This window comes from Flavobacterium sp. GNP002 (assembly GCF_054343795.1).
Genome location: NZ_JBTGUW010000001.1, coordinates 1,101,689 through 1,120,828 on the forward strand (window position 1 = coordinate 1,101,689; position 19,140 = coordinate 1,120,828).

Below are 19,140 nucleotides of genomic sequence, written 5' to 3' on the forward strand. Positions count from 1 at the left end.
TCAAAAAAAACCTTGCAGGAAAACCAGTTTATCTCAAATTAATGAGATTCAATTAATTCTAAAATAATAATCGAATTCAGATAAAAAGTAACTAACTATAAAAGGCTGTCCAAGTAGACAGCCTTTTTTGATTTTATAATAGCGTAGAACTAATTTACTTTAATCAGTTTTACATCGAAAATAAGAACAGAACCTCCTGGAATTGGTCCGCTACCATTGCTTCCATACCCTAAATGAGAAGGAATTAAAAGAACTCCGTTTCCGCCTTCTTTAAAATACGGAATCCCTTCTGTCCATCCTTTTATAACTTGATTCAAACCAAAAGTAAGGCCTCCCGGTTTACCTCCGTCAAATACTGATCCATCCGTAAAATATCCTTTGTAGGTCACCGTTACATTAGATGAAGCTGTTGGTTGAGCGCCAGATCCCGCTTCATTAATAACATAATACAAACCTGAATCGGTTTTCGTTGCTGTTAAATTATTTTTGGCAATGTAATCCACGATTTCTTTTTCGTTTTGAACCGTGTAATCAACAGGTTTAGATGCTTCTTTATCTGATAAACAAGAAACAAATAATAAAGAAATTAGGGCTAATAAGGTAGATTTCATAATTTAATTTAAATGTTAGGGCTGCAAATATAGTAATTCAAGTAAAGCCTTTTATGAAAATCATTTTTCACCAAAAACCTGAACATCATCTACTTGAAAAGCGCCATCCAAAGCCAGATTTTTGCCAGAACCAGTATATTTAAAAGCAATATTGATTTTACCTTTGTACGACGATAAATCTACCGCGCCACTTCCTACAAATTGATACCAAGGTGTGGCTTGTTTAGGTAAATTAACCACTAATGGAGTCCAAGTTGCGGCAGCAAAATTTAATCCATCAAAATTACTGGAAACATAAACTTCAAGAGAATTTAAAGGGGAATCGACATCTAAATGATGCTGAGCGCTTCTAAAAGTAAGGACTTCTTTAGTATGAACATCCATGTCAATTTTTGGCGAAATCAACCAGGCAATATTCGAAACGACTTTGGTTCCGCTAATGGCAAACTCGGCATACCCGTTTCCGGAAAAAACTGTTCCTTTCCAGAAAAGTGTTCCTTTTTGGACCATGTTTGCCCAGCCAGGAAGACTTAAATTCGACTTATCGACAACTTTTTCAAAATCTTGGGAGAAAAATGGAACTGCTCTTGTTCCGGTCATCACCACATCTTTTTCGGAACGCGGCAACAATTGGTAATCACTTCCATATTTCGTCAAAATTCCTCTCACTTTTCCGCTTCCATTGGGAACTATTTTAGTTGCAAAATCAGAAAAACTGCTCGTCCTAAAATAGACTTGATTCCCTAATTTATCTATTAGACCCCAATTCGTCGCTCCGCCCACATTATTGGTTTCCTCAAAATAATGGCGCCCAATTGCCAAAGCTGAAAACTGAACATCAGACAATTCAACCAAAGTATTCAAATTGGAATCATTCAACAATTCCGACATGGTTAACGAGCGAACTAAAGTCTCTTCCTTTACATTCGTACACGACGCATTCAACACTTTTTTATACTCATTTTGCGAAAGTCGCCCTACTCCGCCTTCATTATAGGAATTCACAAAAATACTCCCGATACGCATTCCACCGAATGAAATATCCGTGTATTGGTCTTTCAATTTTATGTATACTTTGTTACCCAACCTATAGTCAATATACAGGTTTGTAGCATCCACAGGAACGCTAAATCCACTGGCTGGCGTTGTGGCTGTTGCCAAAGTCTGAAAGGAAATCGACTTGAAAAAATTCCCCGATTCATCGCTGGAAACCACATACGCCTCAATGATATCATCATATTTGTATTGGGTTACAATGGCATTCGCAGTAGCATGAACTTCGCTCACTGATTTGTTTGTCACCAAATCCGGTTGCGTACAAACTAGTTTTGGAGCCACAACCTCATCTGTCACGCAACTGCCAAATGTAATTGTCAACAGTAAAAATAGAACCGATTTGTAAAATGTTGATTTCATATGCTTTAATTTATAGATTGATATAAAGGTTTACGAAATACGTTCTGCCGTATCCGTAGAAATATTTTGGTCCAAAAGAAGGCGTACCGCTGGAAACATCCTGATTAATTTGTCTGAAATTCGCGTTTCTGGCTTGTTCGTAACCACCCGTTTTATAGGTAACATCAAGCACATTATTAATGCTGGCAAAAATCCCGACATTTTTTCCAAAAATGCGCCATGATTTTCCACCCACAAGATTGAGCAACATCATTGGATCAAATTCTTCTTGTTTTAATAATACTGCGGCTCTTTCCTCCGTCGCCTCTGGAAAATTGAAACCGCTTGCTGGATTTTTATAAAATATTTCGGTTCTGGAAATTGGTGAGATATCAATATAACTGTTGGTGAGGTAATTTACATTGGCGCTAATCCACCAATATTTTGGATCTCGATATTCAATTCCCAATGAATACGCTCGCTGTGGCATTCCCGCCTGTTTGTAATTTTTGAGTGAGGCTGTTCCAAAATCAAAAACCGGACTGGTGTTTTCCAATGAAGCTTCGGCATCGTTTGTCAACGTCACATGTGGATTACTGTCATACGTATATTCCCCAAAAGCCGCTGAAAAAGTAGTTTTAAATGTTTGCGTCAATTGGTACTCCAAACTGAATTCGGCACCCATATTCTTCTTGTTTAATTGCGTTAATGTTTGGCTCACAAAAGCATCTGTATTTAAATAACCGGAGCCATCATCAAAAATTCCTTCGGCGTAAAAAAAGGAAATTTGAGTTGCGTTTTTAATCAGGGAATAATAAGCTGTCAGTCGGGCTTTCAGTTTTGGAGAGCGATAGACATAACTCGCATCCAAACTGCTGATGTTCTCACTTTCGATTCCGTTAACAATTGCATTATTCAATCGGGAATTCGCAAACGTATTTTTCAAAGAAGGTGCTTTGGTCAAATGTGCCGCATTAAAAGTCACCAACTGTTTGCCAGAAATTTTCAAATTGAATCCGGCTTTAAAGCCAAAATTTTCAAACGCCACTTTCTCACTTTTCCCGAAGGAATTGTTTTCATAAATTCCATTTTTGTATAAACCTTCCCGTTGATAAGTAGCGCTTGAAAAATTTTGCGCCAGATAAAAATCCACTTTGTTGTAGGTAAATTTAAATTGGGTAAACGCTTCTACTGTATTGGCGAAATAATTATAATTGTATCCGTATGTATCGCCAACGACTACTTGACGGTCTGGATTATTGAGATCCGATTGCGATTGATTTCCGCTATAAAAAGCATCGATATCTTCAAAATAAGAACCGCCAAGCAAATCCAACAATTTTTGTGAATTATGCGATTTTAGTTTTTTAAAAGATGCTCCGGCATTCATGAAAATATTTTCTGATAGTTGCGCGCTCAAATTTGTTGTGGCCACCGCCGTTTCATCCTCTACTTGATCTTCATACAAAACATACTTGCTTTTTGTGGGTTTGTAGCCCGTAATTGTTCCATTGGAATCCAAAATTGGATTTTGATTGGCTTGGTATAATGCTGTCCAATCAATTTGAGAATGGGCTAAAAATTCCGTTTTGCTTTTCTCTGCATTTTCATAATCCGGAGTGAATGCTCCCGAAAATTCTCCGTTGTCCGGCGCATAAAGCGAGCTGTAATAACTGGGCATCTTTCTGTAATACGTTGGGTCCGGACTATTGGCATTTTGATAATCGATGTTGCTGTTGGCAATTTTACCAAATTGATACATCACACTCGAATTCAGGTTGGTTTTATCATTGATTTTAAAATAGTGATTCAGCATTATCGTAGGTTCTTTAATGGTTTTGATGCGGGCATTCCTTTTTTGACCGTCCTGAAAACCCCAATAGGAATTGTATTTTACGTTTGTCAATTGCGTAACTTCGGCAGTGTTTGGAGAGTTTTTGGCTCTGGAATTAGGTGTATAAAGCGCGGTTAGATTCAACGAATGCTTCTCATTTAATTTTTTTTCGAGGCTTATAAAAAAGGAATTCGCATCATAATTTGTCCCTTCGAAATATCCTTCCTGCGCCCAGCGCTTTCCTGCCGAAACTACAAAAGCCCAACCGCGGGAATTCATGCCAGAAGCATGTGTTGCCATTGTGCGCCAACTGTAATTGGTATTGGTTGATGAAAAGGAAATTCGGGAACCCGGTCTGTAAATGGAAGCCCTCGTATTGATTTCCTGTGTTCCTAAAATCCCGCCAAAAGTATAATCCGAAGGGGATGTTCCCAGGGTAAATTCCTGATTGCGGAGCGCGTCATTCAATCCGCCCCATTCGCCCCATTGTGGTCTTCCGTCATAAATTTTATTCATGGAAACGCCATTAATCATCATCGTGGAATGTTCACTGTCTAATCCCCGAACTCTAAAACGAGCTTGTCCCCAATTGAACGCAGCGGCTTGCAGAAAAGCATCGCGGGAGGATTGTAAAAGTCCGGAAGTACTTTCGGAACTGCTGTTGTCCTCGCCAAAATCGCTTTCGATAAGTGTGATAATGCTGTTTTGTTGTTCTGTGGATTGATCTTCTTCTAAAGTTATGGTTCCTAAATCCAGCATTTGTCCCTCCGTAATTTCGACAGGATATAAGCCGTCTTTGAAGCCCTGACTATGAATAAGTAACAAAATATTTCCTGTGGGAACGGAATCAAAACTAAAATTACCATCCTCTTTAGTGAGTTGCATTAAAGTCGTATTTTGAACACTGACGACGACAAAACCTAATGGATTTTGTGTTTTTGAGTCCACGATTTTACCAAAAAATCCTGTGTTATTCTGTGCTATAGTACATCCTATTTGAAACATAAAAAAAAACCCGAGGTAAAATTTATTCATATATTCAAATTTTGATGATGGTTTACATTGACTAAAATTAAGATTAAGCGAATTTTTATTCCTAACAAAAAGTTCAACCGTCGAAAGGAATTTCAACGGCTGAACAAAAAGCATAGAAAGCGTCATCCGAAATTGGACAACAACTTGAAAATAATTAAAAATGAATTTTGGAAAAATGGGACGTAAATCCCAATGGGAATGATTATAGAAGAGTGGTATTTGAAATTTTTTATTCTTTATTAATTCCTTATTGAAGGAATTATAATATTAAATATACAAAAAAATAATATACAATTAATTTTAAATAAAAAATTTCTTATAAATATAAAAAGTAGTCTTTAGCCCCGATGGCAGTAAGTATCCTTTCCAGTCCTGAGCTTTTTCAGGACTGGAAAGATACTGCGAACAGCGGGAGAATTTGTTTTTATGGAAACGAAATCTAGTGCTCCTAAAAATTTATAGTTACTCGATTGCTTTGATTCGGGACACCATTATGGCGATTAGAATCCCAAAAACGCCAATGAAAGCGAATGAAAATCTAAGGCTTGACAGCTCCGCTATGTAACCTATGATTGGCGGACCCATCAAAAAACCCAGAAAACTGACGCTGGAAACCGTCGTCAAGGCTACGCTTGGCGATACATTTGGAGTTTTTCCGGCCACACTGTAAACTGTAGGAACTATGGTGGAAACTCCCAAACCAACAAACATAAACGCGATGGTTGCGGGAATGACAAACGGGAAGAATACGGCTGTAAAAAGTCCGGCTGATATCATGATTCCGCTGATTTGCAAGACGGTTTTTCGACCAAATTTACCTATCAGACCGTCTCCTAAGAATCTTCCGCCGGCCATCATAATCATAAAGGAAGTGTACCCCAAAATCACTAATGGTCCGGGCGCCTTGATGACATCTTTGAAATAAACGCCGCTCCAGTCGAACATGACTCCTTCGCTGGCCATGCAACAAAACCCGATTATCCCCAACCAAATCAGCGCACTGTCCGGTTTTGAGAATAATTTTTTCTTTTCGGTTTGTACAGTTTCTTTGGCTTTTATTAAAAACTTATAGTTGAACCCCATCATCAAAAATACGATTCCGGCCACAATGAGAAAGTGAATGTACGGTGTTAACTCAAAAGCCAGCATTCCTAATCCTACTAATGCTCCCATGAATCCGGCAAAACTCCACATCCCATGAAAAGAGGACATGATGGTTTTTTTGAAAAGTACTTCGGTGTAAACGCCTTGTGTGTTTACGGCAATATTAGATAGATTTCCAAAAATTCCGAAAACGAATAATCCCAATGACAATTGCCAAGCGGCAACAGCCAAACCTAAATTTGTCATGCTAAAAACATATAGTGAAAGGGCAAATATCAAGATTTTGTGACTGCCAAAACGGGTGACTAATTTTCCGGAAAAAGGCATTATCACTAATTGGCCTAATGGCAAAGCGAATAAAATACTTCCTAAATCGCCTTCGCTCAAATCCAATGCGGTTTTGATATCCGGGATTCGGCTAGCCCAAGTGGCAAAACACAAACCCATCCCAAAGTAGAACATAGAAACTGCCCAACGAATTCGGTTCAGATAAGAAACCTTAGCTTCAGTGTATGTTTTCTTGAGTTTGGCTTTCGTTTTTGACCTTCCCAAAAAGTTTAAATCTATCAAAGTGATTTATTTTAGCATTAAGGGGGCAAAATTACAAAAAGCAATCATTGGTTGTGTCAAAACAACACATTTGAGGAAAAATACAACGTTATTGTTTATAAAAAGTAATTAGTGCAAATTCGCTACTTTTTTAAAAAAGTCTAAAAAATTAGCGAATTCGCGGTATAATTTAAAGGTCAATTACTTTTTTCTGCTCGCTGCTTTGGATTGCAGCTTCAATAATTTGCATCACATGAACACCATCTTGTGCCGTCACCGGTTCTATTGCATCCTGTGTAATTGAATTATAAACACCATCAAAAAAGTCATAATAATTCCCCTGAAGTGTTGGGATATATTCTTTTATAATTTCACCATTAATTTCCGTGTGTAAAAGCCCTTTTTTATCTGAAGATTCAGTTCCCCAAGCATCCAAGTTGGGTTTTTTTCCTAGTTTTAATTCGTCTTCCTGAACATCACCACGAGGTTTTAGGAACGAGCCTTTCTTACCATGAACAACAAAGGCTGGAATCGCTTCCCGAACAAAAAACCCTGCTTTGAGTCGGACACGGAAATTGGAATAATACAGTAAAATATCAATGTAATCATCTACCAAAGAATGCTCTCGTGTGATGCGAATATCCGCAAAAACGGACTGTGGCAATCCAAACAAACACAATGCTTGATCAATTAAATGTGGTCCTAAATCCTTCAGAATTCCAGCACCGGAATTGGCCGTTTCTTTGTGTTGTTTCGGACTTAAAATAGGATTGTAGCGGTCGAAATGGAATTCGGCTTCCACGATGTCACCTAATACTTTCTCAGAAATAATTTTCTGGACTGTTTTGAAATCACTGTCCCATCTTCTGTTTTGGAAAACGGCCAGTTTCAATACTTTTTCTTTGGCCAAAGCCGCTAATTCCTCCGCTTGGGCAACCGTTGTGGTAAAAGCTTTTTCGACAATGGCATGTTTTCCAGCAAGAAGGACTTTTTTGGCAAATTCATAATGAGTTTCCACGGGCGTATTTACGACTACCAAATCGACATCATCTTCTAGCAACTCTTCTATTGTTGCATAACTTTTCACTTCAGGAAAATCCTGGTGAATTAATTTTTTACTTCGTTCCCAAGAACCAAGTAGTTCAAATCCGGGATGAAAATTTAAAAAAGGAGCATGAAATACTTTTCCGGACATTCCGTAGGAAAGCAAAGCAGTTTTTATTTTTTGCATGGTATTATTTTTATTGAGCCTATCTCAGTTCACTTGACTATTAAATGAAGTCCCATTTCTAAAATGGTTTTTATACTTCAATTTTTAAAAAAGAAAGACGCTACTATTTAGATTTTAGCTCTTTCGTATTGTTTTGGCCATTCGATTTCCGCATTTAAATCATGTGCAAATGTCAATCCCAAATTCGGATTTCTAAGGGATTCTCTAGCAAATAACACTAAATCCGCTTTTCCTGAGGCGACAATTTCCTCGGCTTGAGCAGCTTCTGTAATCAAACCTACTGCTCCAGTCAGGATTCCAGTATCATTTTTTATACTTTCCGCAAAAGGAACTTGATAATTTGGTCCCAACGGAATTTGTTGGTGCGACACTAATCCTCCTGAAGAAACATCGATTAAATCCACCCCTTTTTCTTTTAATATTTTCGACAGCTGTACAGATTCTTCAGCATTCCATCCGCCTTCTGCCCAGTCTGTAGCTGAAATTCTAACGAATAAAGGCAGGTTTTCCGGCCATTCTGATTGAACTGCATCCACAACTTCGAGTGTTAAACGGATTCGGTTTTCGAAACTTCCTCCGTATACATCGGTTCTAAAATTAGACAAAGGCGAAAGAAACTGATGCAACAAATAACCATGTGCGGCGTGAATTTCCATTACCTGAAAACCTGCTTGAACGGCTCTTTTTGTGGCTGATTTGAAGTCGGAAATTACTTTTACAATTCCTGCTTCATCTAATGCAACAGGAGCGTTTTCAGTATGATGATACGCAACTGCACTTGGCGCCACGGTATCCCAGCCTCCTTGTGTTGCATCTAGTTTTCTACCTCCGTTCCAGGGTGATGCGGAACTTGCTTTTCTTCCGGCATGCGCCAGTTGGATTCCTGGAACCGATTTCTGACTGATGATAAATTGATTAATCTGCTGCATTTTTTCGATTTGCTCGTCTTTCCAAAGTCCCAAATCCTCGGGAGAAATTCGACCTTCGGGAGAAACTGAAGTCGCTTCCTGGATGATTAATCCTGCTCCACCACTGGCGCGACTTCCAAGATGTACGAGATGCCAATCATTGGCAAACCCATCTTGGGCAGAATATTGGCACATTGGTGAAATGGCAATTCTATTTTTTAGCGTGATGCTTTTTATTGGAAGAGGAGAAAATAATTTTGAAGACATGTCTTTATTTTAAAAGTGAAAGAAACAAGAAATACTCATTTCAAAAAAGTAAAGTTAAGATTCACAACTCAAACTGAGAATTCAATTTACATTAATTAACAAACTTTTAAAATGGTATGGAACAATTATTGTAAAATAAACAAATAGAAAACCTTACTTTTGTGAGTTAAAAATTTAAATTAATAAGAGGATTAGATTGCTTCGTTCCTCGCAATGACAAATAAATGGACATAGTTATCAAGCTTTCTCAATTTTTATTGAGCTTATCATTACTGATTATACTTCACGAATTAGGACATTTCATTCCTGCTAAACTGTTTAAAACCAGAGTCGAAAAATTCTACTTATTTTTTGATGTTAAATATTCCCTTATCAAAAAGAAAATTGGCGAAACTGAATACGGTATCGGCTGGTTGCCTTTGGGCGGCTATGTGAAAATTTCCGGAATGATTGACGAAAGTATGGACAAGGAACAAATGGCTTTGCCACCGCAACCATGGGAATTTCGTTCTAAACCGGCTTGGCAACGTTTGATTATTATGTTGGGAGGCGTTACCGTGAATTTCATTTTGGCTTTTATCATTTACATAGGAATGGCATTTGCTTATGGTGATACTTATATTGCTAATGAAGATTTGAAAGATGGTCTTTTGATTGAGAATCCAGCAATGAATAAAGTAGGTTTTCAAACCGGAGATAAAATCATTGCTATTGATGGTGAAAAAATCATCAAGTTTGACAATGAGATAAATATCAAAATCATCATGGCCAAAGAAGTTTTGATTGAAAGAAATGGAATAGAGCAAACTATAAAAATACCGGTTGATTTTGTGGATCAATTGTCTAAGTTAGAAAAAGGCACTTTAGTCTCGATTAGAAAACCATTTGCCATAACTTCAATTTCTGAAGGATCTTTGAATACTAATTTACAGCCAAAAGATATTATTTTATCTTTAAATGGAGTACCAACCAAGTATTATGATCAAGTGACTTCCGTTTTAGAAAAAAATAAAAACAAAACTATTTCGGCTGTTGTTTTAAGAGATGAAAAACAAGTTCCGTTGCAAGTTATTGTTTCTAAAGATGCAAAATTAGGAATTGGTATCGGAAGCTTAGGAATGGAATCATTAAAGAAACTGGGCTACTATAAAATCAGCAAACAAGAATTTAGTTTCATAGAATCTATTCCGGTTGGGATTACTAAAGGAAAAGATCAATTACTAGGATACGGAAAACAATTGAAAATGATTTTTAGTCCAAGCACTGGTGCTTACAAACAAGTAGGTGGTTTTAAAGCAATATTTGATATTTTCCCTAATACTTGGAGCTGGGAAGTTTTCTGGAACATCACTGCTTTGTTATCGATTATGCTTGGTGTAATGAACTTATTGCCTATTCCAGCACTTGATGGTGGGCACGTAATGTTTTTATTATATGAAATCATCAGCGGTAAAAAACCTAGCGATAAATTCTTAGAGAATGCGCAAATGGTTGGTTTCGTATTACTTATAACACTATTACTATTTGCTAACGGAAACGACATTTACAAGTCAATTGTAGGGAAATAAAAAAAAATAAAAAAAGTTCGTTTTTTATTTGCAAAAACCAAATGATAGCCTATCTTTGCACCGCTTTACAAGTGAAACACACTTCACCAATAAGCAACCAAAAACGTTCATTCAGTATCAGAATAAAAATATACAGTTTCCTTCTTAGCTCAGTTGGTTAGAGCATCTGACTGTTAATCAGAGGGTCCTTGGTTCGAGCCCAAGAGAGGGAGCTTTAAAAGCCTGACAGCAATGTCAGGCTTTTTTTATGTTCAAAAATTATCGGAGGCTTCCCGATTTTTCCACAATTGAAATCTTAAAAAATTTGTTTAACGCAATTATGGATGGGATTTTCTATTTTACCATTTCGGTAACAATCTTTTTTGCTTCATTTGAATTACCCCAGCTTGCAATTTCATGCAAAACAGGCATCAAACTTTTTCCTGAATTAGATAAGGTATATTCTACTCTTTGAGGACTTTCTTTAAACTCTTTTCTTTCGATTAAACCCAATGTTTCTAATTCTTTTAATTCATTAGAAAGCACCTTGTTTGAAATAGCAGGCATTAATTGGTTTAGTTTCCCGAACCGCAATGAACTTTCGCCAATACAATTCAATATTATAGGCTTCCATTTACCTCCAAAAATAGACATGGCTCTTGTTACGGGACAATCATAAGGGTTTTCTATATATCTCATATAATTTCTAGTAACCTACGGGTTACCGGTATTTAATTTGTTGGTTACAAATATACACTAATGGTTGTAAATTTGTAAAAAACTATAAAAACAAGAAACATGAAAAAGATTGTATTCCTTCTGACCGTATTTTTATCTATAAGTAATTTAAATGCACAAACAGGAACAGAGGATATCGTTAAAGATTGGGAAAGAGCCAAAGCATATACTAAAGAGTATCTGGATGCAATGCCTGAAAGTGGCTATTCCTTTAAACCAACAAAAGAAATGCGTTCTTTTTCAGGTCAGGTTTTACACTTGAGCGATGCCATATATGGTTTCTTAGGTGCTGCTACCGATGAAAAGCCGCCAGTAGGTTTTGGAGATTTAGAAAAATCTGCTGATGAGAATAAAGCAAGTGTAACCGCCAAAGTAATGGCTGCCTATGATTTTGCTATTAATACCATCAAAAAATATCCTAATAGTAAACTTGGGGAACAAATTAAACTTTTCGGTACATTTGACTTGAGCAGAGCACAAGTACTAAACAAGTGTTTTGAACATCAAACTCATCATAGAGCACAAACTACTGTTTATTTACGATTGGTAGGCGCTACTCCTCCAGCTGAAAAATTGTTTTAATAAATTTATAAAATGAAAAAATTAATATTAGCATTTTTAATACATGTAGTTTTTTGCTCCAGTGTATTTGCACAAAAACCGTTGCGTCATTTCATGCAAAGCAAAGACGAACAAATAAATACCATTCCCTATGGAAATAATCCACTGGCGGGACATTATGTACAATCAAAAGATGCCAAAATTTATTATGAAGTATATGGCAAAGGACAACCCATTGTACTATTACATGGTGGATTGTTTGGTTCAACCGTAGAAATGGCAAAAATCATAGACAGTCTTTCCGTACGTTTTCAGGTAATAGCAGTTTCTACTCGTGGGCATGGTAAATCGGAAATCGGAACCGAACCATTGACATTAGAACAAAGAGCAAATGATGTATTGGCTGTAATCCGTAAAGTAACCCCAGAAAAAGTAATGATTCTAGGGTTTAGTGATGGCGGATTTACCGCTTATAAATTTGGCTCGATGTATCCTGATGAAGTTAAAAAAATGATTGTGATAGGCGCGGGTGTTTTATATCCCGGATTAAGGGATTTTAGTTTCAACTTTAATCAAGCGATGGAAATGGATTCTGAATTTTGGGCACAACAACGCGACTTAATGCCAGAACCGAATCGATTGAAAGAGGTGTTTCAGCAAATCGCGACTTGTTATAGCCAACTTACCGTAGGAGCTGAATTACTAAGTTCTATACAATGTCCCGTTTTAGTGATGGCGGGCGACCGAGATGAGGGCAACTCGGTTCAAAACGTACTCAATGCCGCATTGCTGATTCCAAATCACCAGTTAGCGATTATTCCAAATGCTGGTCATCCTGCTTTTATTGTAAATTTTAACGCCACTTGGGCAAGTATCGCTCCGTTTATAAAAGAAAACTAAATCCGTTGAACGTGAAAAAAGTAATTTTATACTGCGTCCTTCTTTTAAATATAACGATGGCTTTTGCTCAAAAATTTACTTGGCAGAATAAGGAATTTGAAGCGGTGAATACCAAAGTAGCAATCGTGAATATGGACGGTGTTCAAGTCTTAAAAGTGGAGCGTGATTTAATTGCTTTTCCTTTTGATGAAAAAAATATTGACGCCTCAACTGATGGTCCTACTTACGTTAAATTAACGAATGTTGACATCGAGAACGGAACGATTGAAGTTAAAATGTTAAGTCGAATCATGGAAAATTCCCCTTTTCCTGCTGCGCGGGGATTTATAGGAGTAGCTTACAGAGTAAATCCAGAAAATAAAAATTTTGATGCCATTTACCTTCGTCCAAGTAATGGGAGAGCCGACGATCAATTGAGGCGCAACCACACCATTCAGTATTTTTCCTATCCGGGAAATACGTTTAGCCGATTGAGAAAAGAAGCAAATGGTTTGTATGAAACTTATGCAGACATTGGCCTTAATGAATGGATTGATGTACGTATTGAATTTCAGGATGAAAAGGCGGTTTTATATATTAATAACCAAAAATCACCTAGCTTTATCGTTACAAAAATGCTGGGAACTTCTAAAAAAGGTAGTATTGCGCTTTGGGTTGAAATAGGAACAATAGGATATTTTAAAGATTTAAAAGTAACGAAGAAATAATTGATTCATGAATCTGATAATTTTTGGATAAAAACCTGACCGCAATTTCGGGCTTTCTATGCCAAGCTATCCCAACAAATAAAAGGTGTTATTTTTCTTTTTCTATTTATTAAATTTCGATATTTACCTATTAAAATAAATAAATGATGATCCGTAGAAGATTTATTGGTTCCGCAGCTTTATTTGGAGTTGCAGGTATTATGGGCTTTGCAATGCGTCCAAAGAAAAAATTCTTGTTGCACCATGTATTTTTTTGGCTAAAGAACCCTAAATCAGAGGCGGATAAACAGCAATTGATTTCTGGTTTGAAAACCTTAGCGGCAATTCCAACGATTCGTAAAATTCATGTAGGAGTCATAGCTTCGACAGAGAAGCGTGAGGTTGTAGACACTTCTTGGAGTGTTTCAGAACTCATGTTTTTTGATGATGAAGCCGGCCAAAAAATATACCAAGACCATGCAATTCATCAGGATTTTATAAAGAACTGTTCTCATTTGTGGGAAAAGGTCGTGGTTTATGATGCTATAGATGTATAAATATTGAAGGAGTTGGCTGTTGCCAATTCATTCAAAATATAAATAAAATAGGGGTTTCAAGAACAAATCTTGAAACCCCTATTTTATACACACCACTTTAAGGTAACTACGGAATCAATCGGTCCGTGCGAAGTTGCTCAAACAAATCGTAAAAGGAATCTTCCGTTCTTTGAAAAACAGGGAATCCGAGTTTACGACTTTTAGACATATCAGTCATCACCTCTATGGGACGTCCTAAGTCAAGATCCGTATGCCAAGGAGAAGCCAATTTATCTAAATCAGACTCTTCAAGAGCATGTTTTGTAGCCATATTTTTCCAGACCGGAGCTTCCTGAATCATTTGTTCCTCAAGAGGGTGAATCGTACCATCAAAACCTATTGCCTCAATCCCGAATGATTCCGCTATTTTTTTCCAAAGCCATTTCCAACGAAAAAAATCTCCATTGACCACATTGAATGCTTCGTTACGAGCCGCTGCAGTAGTGGAAGCCCATATTAAATGTTCCGCCAGAACTCTGGCATCCGTAACGTCCGAAAGTCCATTCCATTGTGCTGCAGAACCAGGCCACTGAAATGGTTTACCTGTTTCTTTACAAATGCTGGCATACACGGCGAGCGTGGTACCAAGATTCATTAAGTTGCCTACTGCTTTTCCTATAACCGTATGCGGGCGGTGGATGCTCCATGTAAAACCATCTCGAGCTGCAGCGGCATAAACCTCATCTTCCTGAGCATAATAAAAATTCTCTAAATCTAGACGTGGTTGCTCTTCTCTAAGTGGTGTTTCAGGCAAAAATCCTTCTTTGGCGTAAGCCTCAAACGGTCCAAGATAATGTTTCAGTCCCGTAACAAGTGCTACGTGTTGCACTGATTTTTTTGGAGATAATGCTTCGAAAAGATTTCTGATCATCAAACTATTTACCCGAATATTTTCGGCTTCAGAATCCTGACGCATCCAAGTTGTAATGTAAATGTGAGTGGGAGAAATGTCTTTTAAAGCTATTTTTAAATGCTCCAAATCCAAAAGGTCCGCAGCAACTGGCTGAAGGTTTTCTATATCTTTTCGTGGGTTTCTTGCTAAACCAAAAGTCGTCCAGCCTTTAGCAATAAGTTTTTCTGCGAGATTACTTCCTGTGATTCCGGTTGCTCCAACAACTAGTGCTATATTTTCCATATTTCTGTTTTAAAATTTTATCAAGTACAAAATTCTAAAACATTCCATGGATCATAAAGGACATACGTCACAGATAATTTGTGACCTATATCACATCAATGCGACAAACGGCTCAAAGTTTCTCTTGAAATTCCCAGATACGATGCTATTAAAGTTTTAGGAATGCGGTGAATCAAATCCGGATATAATTGGATAAATTGCATGTATCGTTCTTCTGAATTCTTGCTCATCAACGATAGTATTCGGTTTTGAAGCGCAATATTACCGGCGGTCATTTTTTGCAAAAAGAAGAATTCCATTTTCTGTAATTCAGCACACAATTTTTCTCTGTTTTCAAGAGTAATATAATAGGTTTGCGCGTCTTCTAAACAGTCAATATTGAGTGTGGCATTCTGGTTATTATAAAAACCTTGGTTATCCGTTATCCACCAGTCTTCCATGGCAAATTGCAGAATATGACTCTTACCCGATTTGTCGATATAAAAAGATTTCAACAGTCCTTTTACAACAAAATGGACATAAGGAACAGGACTATCCTGCTGCACAATGTATTGATGTTTTTTATATTTACCTACGGAAAAGTGAGACAGCACCAATCGAAATTCATCATCATTTAATGGTACTATTTTCTCAATTTGTCTTCTTAAAATTTCTTCCATGCCTCCTTTTGTTAATACCCGGATAAAATTACAATTAAAAAGGGACGATTAGAATCTATTGCCAATCTTGAATACAAAAATTAAAAAATCATACGACAAATACAGACAAACAACAAGTTGAGTTTAGTGCCATTTTTAGAACTCTGTTCTGTTTTTAGAAATATGAAGAACCGCTCTACCTCTAAATTATCTCGATTATTTTAGATTAGTACAGCTGCGAATCATGTGCATTCAGTAGCATCCATTTTTTATCACTGTTGAGTTTAAAAGTACCAATGTGTTCCTTGTTCCATTCGTTCGGACCTATCAACGAAAGAAAGTTTACGCCCTCAGCATCTCTGTACAAATGATAGATTTCACCAATAACGGGTTCAAATGAAAATTTAGCGCTATACACTAATTCATTCCATTCGTATTCCTGCATCAGTTTTTCATATTGCAGTTTCAGTTCATTAAATTTATTCCCTAGCTCTTTATTCACATTATCAATTCCTCTGCTTTTCCAGGAAACCACGTCATCAACTCTAATCACCGGTGCTCCAACTCCAGTTGCGTAAGGCAAAACATTGGCATTATATCCTGCTTCGACTGTGTAAACAACATTATCTGGTTTTTTATTTTCCATTTACTTTTTCTTTTATTTTAAGATAATTAACTACCCGCGGGTAATTAATTAATACCGACTGGTTTCATGTATAATTTTTTAAAGATGAATTCGAAATATTTATTCGTTCAAAAGTATTCTTTGATTCCCAAATTTTACTCAAAACAAAAACCGATTTACAAATTTTAAAAAACGAATATTTTGTTTAAATATTTTGATGCGAAGTTAAACAAAAAAAAAATATAAATCCTCCACAGAATTTAACTCGTAGACGGCAATAATTAATTTAGTTTTTGGAGTATATTGTCACCGCAAAAAAATATTTTTTTTCAATGTGTCGAAATAACACAATTATTTTTTACATTTGGAAACTACAAAAACGCTATTAGACTGATAAATAAACCATCATGAAATCAAAAATCTTTCTCCTCCCGTCTTTATTGTTACTAGCTGTATCATTGAAGGCGCAATCCAAATGGACCGAAACCACTAAAGACTCTCATTCTATTGTTCAAAATAAAGGAGGTCAAACATTAGGCTATTCGCCAAAATCAGGAATTAAAATCATACAAGTTGACGGTTTGGCTTTTAAAGACCTCAACAAAAATGGGAAGTTAGATATTTATGAAGACTGGAGAAAACCGGTAGCGGAACGTGCCAAAGATCTTGCCTCTAAAATGTCGGTAGAACAAATGGCTGGGTTAATGCTATATAGTGGGCATCAGGCTATTCCTGCAGCCGAAGCAGGAATGTTTTCCGGAACCTATAATGAAAAACCATTTTCTAAAAGTAGTGCTAAATCATCTGATTTATCTGACCAGCAAATTGCATTTTTAACCAAAGACAATTTACGTCATGTACTTATAACTTCTGTTGAAAGTCCAACTGTTGCTGCAACTTGGAATAACAATATACAAGCTTTAGTCGAAGGTATTGGAATGGGAATTCCTTCTAACAACAGTTCTGACCCAAGAAACGGAGCCAATAAAGATGCTGAATACAATGCGGGTTCCGGAGGAGCTATCTCACAATGGCCAGAAGAATTAGGTCTAGCCGCTACTTTTGATGCTGCTATCACGGAACAATTTGGCGCTATTGCTGCCAAAGAATATAGAGCGATGGGAATCACCACAGCGCTGTCGCCACAAATTGATTTGGCAACAGAACCAAGGTGGAATCGTTTTGTGGGTACTTTTGGCGAAGACCCAAAACTGGCGACAGCTATGGCAAGAGCGTATGTAGATGGATTTCAAACGTCACCAAAATCGATTACTGCTTATGAAGGATGGGGAAATCAAAGTGTTAACGCAATGATTAAACACTGGCCAAGTGGTGGTCCGGAAGAAGGAGGTCGAGATGGACATTTTGCTTACGGGAAATTTGCCGTGTATCCTGGAAATAATTTCGAAACCCATTTGAAACCCTTTACCGAAGGCGCTTTTCAATTAAAAGGAGCTACTAAAAAAGCGTCTGCAGTGATGCCGTATTACACGATTTCGTATGGTCAGGACAAAAAATATGGTGAAAATGTGGGTAACGGATTCAGTAAATACATCATTACGGACTTACTAAGAAACCAATATGGTTATGATGGAGTTGTTTGCACGGATTGGCTCATTACTGCAGATGAAGGAGCTAAACCAGATGTCTTTTCAGGAAAATCTTGGGGTGTTGAAAAATTAAGTGTAGCCGAAAGACATTATAAAGTTCTGATGGCAGGAGTGGATCAATTTGGTGGAAATAATGATATTAATCCAGTGCTTGAAGCATACCAAATGGGAATAAAAGAACACGGTGAACCATTCATGCGCAAGCGTTTTGAGCAATCAGCCGTTCGTTTGCTTTTGAATATATTCCGAGTGGGATTATTCGAAAATTCCTATTTAGATCCTAATGAGACTAAAGCTATTGTAGGAAAACCAGAATTTATGAAAGCTGGATACGATGCGCAATTGAAGTCAGTCGTAATGATTAAAAACCAAAATAAAACGTTGCCAATTGCAAAAGGGAAGACGGTTTATATTCCAAAGAGAATTACTCCTGCAGGAATCAACTTTTTTGGACAGCCATCACCTGAAAAAATTGAATATCCGGTTAATTTAGAATTGATTAAAAAATATTACACCGTAACGGAAGATCCTACTAAAGCAGATTTTGCGATTGTATTTATCAAAAGCCCGATAAGTGGCGGATACAGCAGAGCCGACAGAGAAGCCGGCGGAAATGGATATGTACCAATCAGTTTACAATTAAAAGATTATACCGCAGTTGATGCCAGAGCGCAAAGTATTGCTGCCGGTGATCCTGTGATTGACCCAACGATTACCAATCGTTCTTATTTGAATAAAACGTCAAAATCAAATTCATATCCGGATTTAAATACTATTCTGGAAACGAAAAAAGCAATGAATGGAAAGCCGGTTTTAGTTACTGTGAATATTTCTAATCCAATGGTTTTTGCGGAATTTGAAAAAGACGTTGACGCCATCGTGGGAGAATTTGGCGTACAAGTAGAAGCTTTGCTAGATATTGTTTCAGGTAAAACAGAACCTTCTGGATTACTTCCTTTACAAATGCCGTTGAATATGTCAACCGTTGAAAAACAACTGGAAGACGTTCCTCACGACATGATTCCGTATACAGATTCTTCTGGAAATGTTTATGATTTTGGTTTTGGATTAAACTGGAAAGGGATAATCAAAGACGCCAGAACTGCCAAATACAGCGTTAAGAAGTAAATAAATTACATTTAAACCACCTAGATTTTTAGGTGGTTTTTT

General features: G+C 37.1%; 16 protein-coding genes and 1 tRNA gene. 7 read left to right on the top strand and 10 right to left on the bottom strand.

Annotated features, from left to right (window positions below; genetic code table 11):
- Window positions 1–149: 149 nt before the first annotated feature.
- From ACXX80_RS04935 to ACXX80_RS04960, 6 genes are all read right to left on the bottom strand, one after another.
- The gene (locus tag ACXX80_RS04935) at window positions 150–611 is read right to left on the bottom strand and encodes an FKBP-type peptidyl-prolyl cis-trans isomerase (RefSeq protein ID WP_458552257.1); all 462 of its coding nucleotides are present in this window, start codon (window positions 609–611) and stop codon (window positions 150–152) included.
- A gap of 60 nt (window positions 612–671) precedes the next feature.
- A complete protein-coding gene (locus ACXX80_RS04940; RefSeq protein ID WP_458552258.1) occupies window positions 672–2,027 on the bottom strand; it encodes a DUF5689 domain-containing protein in 1,356 nt (451 codons plus the stop codon).
- 10 nt (window positions 2,028–2,037) lie between these two features.
- The gene (locus tag ACXX80_RS04945) at window positions 2,038–4,875 is read right to left on the bottom strand and encodes a carboxypeptidase-like regulatory domain-containing protein (protein WP_458552259.1); all 2,838 of its coding nucleotides are present in this window, start codon (window positions 4,873–4,875) and stop codon (window positions 2,038–2,040) included.
- A gap of 462 nt (window positions 4,876–5,337) precedes the next feature.
- Window positions 5,338–6,549, bottom strand: coding sequence for an MFS transporter (locus ACXX80_RS04950; RefSeq protein ID WP_417990718.1), 1,212 nt, complete (start codon window positions 6,547–6,549; stop codon window positions 5,338–5,340).
- A 169-nt stretch (window positions 6,550–6,718) separates the two neighbouring features.
- Complete coding sequence (locus ACXX80_RS04955; protein ID WP_458552260.1) at window positions 6,719–7,759, bottom strand: Gfo/Idh/MocA family oxidoreductase; 1,041 nt, start codon at window positions 7,757–7,759, stop codon at window positions 6,719–6,721.
- A 107-nt stretch (window positions 7,760–7,866) separates the two neighbouring features.
- Window positions 7,867–8,934, bottom strand: coding sequence for an NADH:flavin oxidoreductase/NADH oxidase (locus ACXX80_RS04960; RefSeq protein ID WP_458552261.1), 1,068 nt, complete (start codon window positions 8,932–8,934; stop codon window positions 7,867–7,869).
- Window positions 8,935–9,158: 224 nt separating this feature from the next.
- Here ACXX80_RS04960 and rseP point away from each other — a divergent pair, with 224 nt between their 5' ends.
- Window positions 9,159–10,502 carry an RIP metalloprotease RseP gene (gene rseP / locus ACXX80_RS04965; protein WP_417980110.1) on the top strand — a complete coding sequence of 448 codons (1,344 nt, stop codon included), beginning with the start codon at window positions 9,159–9,161 and terminating at the stop codon, window positions 10,500–10,502.
- A 138-nt stretch (window positions 10,503–10,640) separates the two neighbouring features.
- Window positions 10,641–10,714: transfer RNA gene (locus ACXX80_RS04970), tRNA-Asn, on the top strand.
- A 121-nt stretch (window positions 10,715–10,835) separates the two neighbouring features.
- On the opposite strand, the gene ACXX80_RS04975 is transcribed toward ACXX80_RS04970, so the two are convergent.
- On the bottom strand, window positions 10,836–11,180 hold the full coding sequence (locus ACXX80_RS04975) for a winged helix-turn-helix transcriptional regulator (protein ID WP_165152212.1): 345 nt from the start codon (window positions 11,178–11,180) through the stop codon (window positions 10,836–10,838).
- Window positions 11,181–11,279: 99 nt separating this feature from the next.
- On the opposite strand from ACXX80_RS04975, the gene ACXX80_RS04980 reads away from it, so the two are divergent.
- The 4 genes from ACXX80_RS04980 to ACXX80_RS04995 all read left to right on the top strand — a co-directional run bounded on the left by ACXX80_RS04980 (window position 11,280) and on the right by ACXX80_RS04995 (window position 13,923).
- Window positions 11,280–11,801, top strand: a complete 522-nt coding sequence (locus tag ACXX80_RS04980; RefSeq protein WP_458552262.1) for a DinB family protein — start codon at window positions 11,280–11,282, stop codon at window positions 11,799–11,801.
- A gap of 12 nt (window positions 11,802–11,813) precedes the next feature.
- Complete coding sequence (locus ACXX80_RS04985) at window positions 11,814–12,680, top strand: alpha/beta fold hydrolase (RefSeq protein WP_458552263.1); 867 nt, start codon at window positions 11,814–11,816, stop codon at window positions 12,678–12,680.
- Between the two features lie 11 nt (window positions 12,681–12,691).
- A complete protein-coding gene (locus tag ACXX80_RS04990) occupies window positions 12,692–13,387 on the top strand; it encodes a hypothetical protein (RefSeq protein ID WP_458552264.1) in 696 nt (231 codons plus the stop codon).
- 146 nt (window positions 13,388–13,533) lie between these two features.
- Window positions 13,534–13,923, top strand: a complete 390-nt coding sequence (locus tag ACXX80_RS04995) for a Dabb family protein (RefSeq protein WP_458552265.1) — start codon at window positions 13,534–13,536, stop codon at window positions 13,921–13,923.
- A gap of 106 nt (window positions 13,924–14,029) precedes the next feature.
- On the opposite strand, the gene ACXX80_RS05000 is transcribed toward ACXX80_RS04995, so the two are convergent.
- The 3 genes from ACXX80_RS05000 to ACXX80_RS05010 all read right to left on the bottom strand — a co-directional run bounded on the left by ACXX80_RS05000 (window position 14,030) and on the right by ACXX80_RS05010 (window position 16,381).
- Entirely contained in the window at window positions 14,030–15,097 is a 1,068-nt protein-coding gene (locus tag ACXX80_RS05000; RefSeq protein ID WP_458552266.1) for an SDR family oxidoreductase, read from the bottom strand.
- 95 nt (window positions 15,098–15,192) lie between these two features.
- Window positions 15,193–15,756 (bottom strand): Crp/Fnr family transcriptional regulator, encoded by a 564-nt coding sequence (locus ACXX80_RS05005; protein ID WP_458552267.1) that lies wholly within the window; start codon window positions 15,754–15,756, stop codon window positions 15,193–15,195.
- Window positions 15,757–15,961: 205 nt separating this feature from the next.
- Window positions 15,962–16,381 carry a DUF2452 domain-containing protein gene (locus ACXX80_RS05010; RefSeq protein ID WP_395379064.1) on the bottom strand — a complete coding sequence of 140 codons (420 nt, stop codon included), beginning with the start codon at window positions 16,379–16,381 and terminating at the stop codon, window positions 15,962–15,964.
- Window positions 16,382–16,767: 386 nt separating this feature from the next.
- Between ACXX80_RS05010 and ACXX80_RS05015 the strand changes: the two genes are divergently transcribed.
- A complete protein-coding gene (locus ACXX80_RS05015) occupies window positions 16,768–19,098 on the top strand; it encodes a glycoside hydrolase family 3 protein (RefSeq protein WP_458552268.1) in 2,331 nt (776 codons plus the stop codon).
- Window positions 19,099–19,140: the final 42 nt, after the last annotated feature.

Coding starts and splice junctions, on each gene's coding strand:
- ACXX80_RS04935 (WP_458552257.1), bottom strand. CDS start 611: ATGAAATCTACCTTATTAGCCCTAATTTCTTTATTATTTGTTTCTTGT.
- ACXX80_RS04940 (WP_458552258.1), bottom strand. CDS start 2,027: ATGAAATCAACATTTTACAAATCGGTTCTATTTTTACTGTTGACAATT.
- ACXX80_RS04945 (WP_458552259.1), bottom strand. CDS start 4,875: ATGAATAAATTTTACCTCGGGTTTTTTTTTATGTTTCAAATAGGATGT.
- ACXX80_RS04955 (WP_458552260.1), bottom strand. CDS start 7,759: ATGCAAAAAATAAAAACTGCTTTGCTTTCCTACGGAATGTCCGGAAAA.
- ACXX80_RS04960 (WP_458552261.1), bottom strand. CDS start 8,934: ATGTCTTCAAAATTATTTTCTCCTCTTCCAATAAAAAGCATCACGCTA.
- rseP (WP_417980110.1), top strand. CDS start 9,159: ATGGACATAGTTATCAAGCTTTCTCAATTTTTATTGAGCTTATCATTA.
- ACXX80_RS04975 (WP_165152212.1), bottom strand. CDS start 11,180: ATGAGATATATAGAAAACCCTTATGATTGTCCCGTAACAAGAGCCATG.
- ACXX80_RS04980 (WP_458552262.1), top strand. CDS start 11,280: ATGAAAAAGATTGTATTCCTTCTGACCGTATTTTTATCTATAAGTAAT.
- ACXX80_RS04985 (WP_458552263.1), top strand. CDS start 11,814: ATGAAAAAATTAATATTAGCATTTTTAATACATGTAGTTTTTTGCTCC.
- ACXX80_RS04995 (WP_458552265.1), top strand. CDS start 13,534: ATGATCCGTAGAAGATTTATTGGTTCCGCAGCTTTATTTGGAGTTGCA.
- ACXX80_RS05000 (WP_458552266.1), bottom strand. CDS start 15,097: ATGGAAAATATAGCACTAGTTGTTGGAGCAACCGGAATCACAGGAAGT.
- ACXX80_RS05005 (WP_458552267.1), bottom strand. CDS start 15,756: ATGGAAGAAATTTTAAGAAGACAAATTGAGAAAATAGTACCATTAAAT.
- ACXX80_RS05010 (WP_395379064.1), bottom strand. CDS start 16,381: ATGGAAAATAAAAAACCAGATAATGTTGTTTACACAGTCGAAGCAGGA.
- ACXX80_RS05015 (WP_458552268.1), top strand. CDS start 16,768: ATGAAATCAAAAATCTTTCTCCTCCCGTCTTTATTGTTACTAGCTGTA.